This is a genomic window from Microcystis sp. M061S2, from assembly GCF_020245605.1.
Classification (GTDB): Bacteria; Cyanobacteriota; Cyanobacteriia; order Cyanobacteriales; family Microcystaceae; genus Microcystis.
Genome location: NZ_JADBUP010000011.1, coordinates 1 through 3,834 on the forward strand (window position 1 = coordinate 1; position 3,834 = coordinate 3,834).

A 3,834-nucleotide genomic window follows, 5' to 3' on the forward strand; every position below is an offset into this window, starting at 1 on the left:
TTAGATAGGGACTCGATTACTTTTTTAGACAAAGAAGTATTTACCGATGTCACGGAAGGAGAAAGGCATGAAAGCGATTTAGTCGCACAAGTTAAGTTTCGCGGAAAAGAATCTTTTTTTCTGATTCATCTGGAGGCGCAGGAAAGTTCCCGCCAGTGGTTTAACCGGCGAATGTTTACTTATTTTGCTCGCTTTCATGAGAAATTTGTCTTACCGATTTATCCCATTGTAATTTTTTCTTATTCAAAGCCAAAAAGAGCAGCGATTAGTCAATATGTAGTCGATTTTCCCGATTTCAAGGTTTTAGAATTTAACTATCAAGTCGTGCAATTAAATCGATTAAATTGGCGAGATTTTCTCAATCAGCCGAATCCAGTTGCTTCGGCTTTGATGGCTAAGATGAACATTGCCGACAAAGAGCGAGCAAAAGTTAAGGCGGAATGTCTGCGCTTGTTAATAACTTTACGGCTAGATGCGGCGAGAATGCAATTAATTTCTGGATTTATTGATACTTATCTCAATCTAAATCCGGTCGAAGAGATACAATTTCAAGAAGAGATTAGCACATTTAGTCAACCCGTACAGGAGGGAGTTATGCAAATTACCACCAGTTGGATGCGTCAAGGTATTGAACAAGGTATTGAACAAGGTATCGAACGCGAAAAGACGTTTATTATTCGCCAACTTAAACGCAAGTTAGGGGAAATTAATCCTGCATTAGAAACTAAAATCATGCAGTTAAGTATTGATGATGTCGAAGCATTAGGAGAAGCTTTATTCGACTTCTCTACGGTTGAAGATTTAATCAATTGGTTAAATACTTTAACTGCCTAGCTTTGACGTTAGCGATCGCCTTTTGTCCATCACCCGCTAAAATTTTCATGGCGAGGGGGGAATTGAGAGATAACCTTCATCTCAACACCATAATCCCCCCCCAATCTCACGGTATTATCGAGAAAACTGGTTTCTTGAAGGAACTCGTTTTCTGGATTTCTGACAGTCGCCAGTTAGAGAGAATTTGTGCCGTGTCGAGACAGGAGACTCCGAGACTCCGAGATAGCTATCAGGGATCAGATTTGAGTTTTCAGTTCACTGTTTACTGGTCACTGAAAAAGCTGACGGAGTAGCGGCTTAAATGTGTAATTAGTTTTGCTTAGGCACTTATTAATCGCTACAGTTTCTCTTATCTAGTTAAGTAGGGAGGCACAATTATTTGTAGGATGGGTTAGCGGTAGCGTAACCCATGCGGGCGTTGGGTTTCATGCTTCAACCCAACCTACGTTCATTTTATATTTAATTCCACCCACCCACTTATGAGCGACTTATTAATCGCTACAGTTTCTCTTATCTAGTTACGAGCGGCTGAATTGGAGATACCAGCTTAGATTTTCCTCCTATTCACACAAGAGGATAACTATTGTTTTTAGACTATGAAAACCATAGAAATTAAGCTATTAACACAACTTAATAATATCAACATCGCCTTACCGGTGGCATCCCAGATAATACCAACAGTTATAACCCAGGATATAGAAGTAATAAGGGGATAGCCAATAGCTATATGCTCTAAATTTGGTTAAGTTTTTTTAAAGTTCCTGTGAGGTTACTGAAAATTTCTTGACATAGCTAGGTAGCTTAGGCTAGACTTCCTGAGAAATACTCAACGATGAACGCCTCAGTATTAAACTTCTTTGTCTTGGAGCTAAGGATATGAATAATCCTCTGTCAGTACAGGAAACAACAACTGCAACCTCTAATCTAGGAACTACTTACACGGTCACTAATACCAACGATGATGGGGAAGGTTCCCTAAGATGGGCAATAACTGAGTCTAATAATAATCCGGGTACAGATACCATTGTATTTAATATTGGTGAGGGTGGATACTATACAAATACCATAACTCCCTTATCGGCTTTGCCAGAAATTACATCCCCTGTCTTGATTGATGGTACCAGTCAACCGGGATACGCGGGAACGCCGATAATTCAAATTAGTGGTTACTATCTTAGTCTTTATCAACCAGATCAAACAGTCTCAGGTCTAGTTATTAGTGCCGGTGACAGTACCGTCCGCGGCTTAATTATCAACCAGTTTAGTAGCTATGGAATACGCTTAATTGATCAAGGTAATAATATTATTCAAGGTAATTATATTGGTTATGATAACTACATTTTTGAGGGATTTTTGGGCAATGGAGAAGGGGGTATTTTAATTGAATCTGCCAATAATCTGATTGGGGGAGCGACTACCAGTGAAAGGAATATTATCTCTGGTAATACGACGAGAACAGGTGTATTAATTAATAGTGAAACTGCCATTAATAACCAAGTCATTAATAATTACATTGGTCTTGATTCATCGGGAAATTCATCCAGTCCTAATGGGGTTGGGGTGGGGATAGTTAACGGTTCAGATAATATTATTCAAGAAAACGTTATTGCTGGCAATACTAACACTGGCGTAAGTGTATTGTCCTATGGAAATATCGCCAATAATAATCAAATACTCAGTAACTGGATTGGCACTAACCAATACTACAACAATAGTTTTTTAGGTAACGGGGATGATGGGATTGATTTAGCTGGAGCAAAAAATACCCTCGTACAAGGTAATATTATCTATTATAATCAATCGACCGGTGTTGTTATTCGTGGAGCAGATGCAACAGGTAATCAAATTACAGGTAATTCTCTGTTTAATAATGCCGAGGGGATGAGTATCCAAGAAGAGGCACAAGGTAATTCAATTACGGGAAATCAAATTGGATATAATAACTCTAATGGCATTTCTGTAGATAACTCTCAGAAAAATACTATTCAAGGCAATAGTATCTATGATAATGATGGCTTAGGGATTGATTTAGGAAGGGATGGAGTCACCGCTAATGATGAAGGTGATAGCGATACAGGAGCGAATGCTTTACAAAACTATCCCGTTTTTACTTCAGCCGAAGTTGTTGCAGGAACAGCCACCTTGATTGGTTATCTAGATAGTGAAGCCAATAAGGAATACAGGATTGAAATTTTTGCTAATCGTACACAAGATGCTAGTGGTAACGGAGAAGGAGAGGATTACCGTACCTATATCACTGTTACTACGGATGATAATGGTCGTGCTGATTTTACCCTTTCCTTGTCCGCCGAGAGACTGTATAGCTATATTACTGGCACAGCAACTAATCCCGATGGAAACACCTCAGAATTTTCTCCCTCTATCACCCTAAAGGGAGAGTTACCCAATTTAGTTATTACTGAGGCTACTGCTCCTACTAATGTGGGTTTAGAACAGTCTTTCACCGTGAATTGGACGGTTAAAAATCAAGGTACAGTTACCACCCCATGGAGTTATTGGAGCGATGGCATTGTCTATTCTTCTGATAACATCTGGGGTAATGGTAATGACTATTATCTAAATAACTTTTGGATTGATTCATCTAATAGCAACGTACCTTTAGATCCCGATGAAACTTATACAATGACGGGCAATGTTACCTTGCCTAGTTATATAGCTGCTACGAGTGGCTATTTATTGCTGAAGACGGATCAATCTAATTATCAGGCAGAAACCGATGAAACGGATAATATATATAGTATTCCTATAGTCATTAGTCAACCCAATTTAATTGTTACTAATGTCACTGCTCCGACTACTGCTACTGCTAGTCAGACTATTACCCTATCTTGGACGGGAAAAAATGACGGTTCTGTGACTACAGCAAGTTCCTACTGGTATGACCGGGTAGTTTTTTCCAAGAATGATATCTATGGGGATAGTGATGATATTTATCTTACTGAACAATTTATCTCCAGTAGCAACGGCTTACCCTTAGAA

2 protein-coding genes are annotated in these 3,834 nt (G+C 39.0%); both read left to right on the forward strand.

Features of this window, described 5'->3' with window-relative positions; all coding sequences use genetic code 11:
- Positions 1 to 834, forward strand: an 834-nt coding sequence (locus IM475_RS01750) for a DUF4351 domain-containing protein (protein ID WP_287726489.1), incomplete at its 5' end; no start/stop codon positions are given.
- An 876-nt stretch (positions 835 to 1,710) separates the two neighbouring features.
- Positions 1,711 to 3,834 (forward strand): right-handed parallel beta-helix repeat-containing protein (locus tag IM475_RS01755; RefSeq protein ID WP_287726490.1); only part of this gene is annotated, 2,124 nt, incomplete at its 3' end.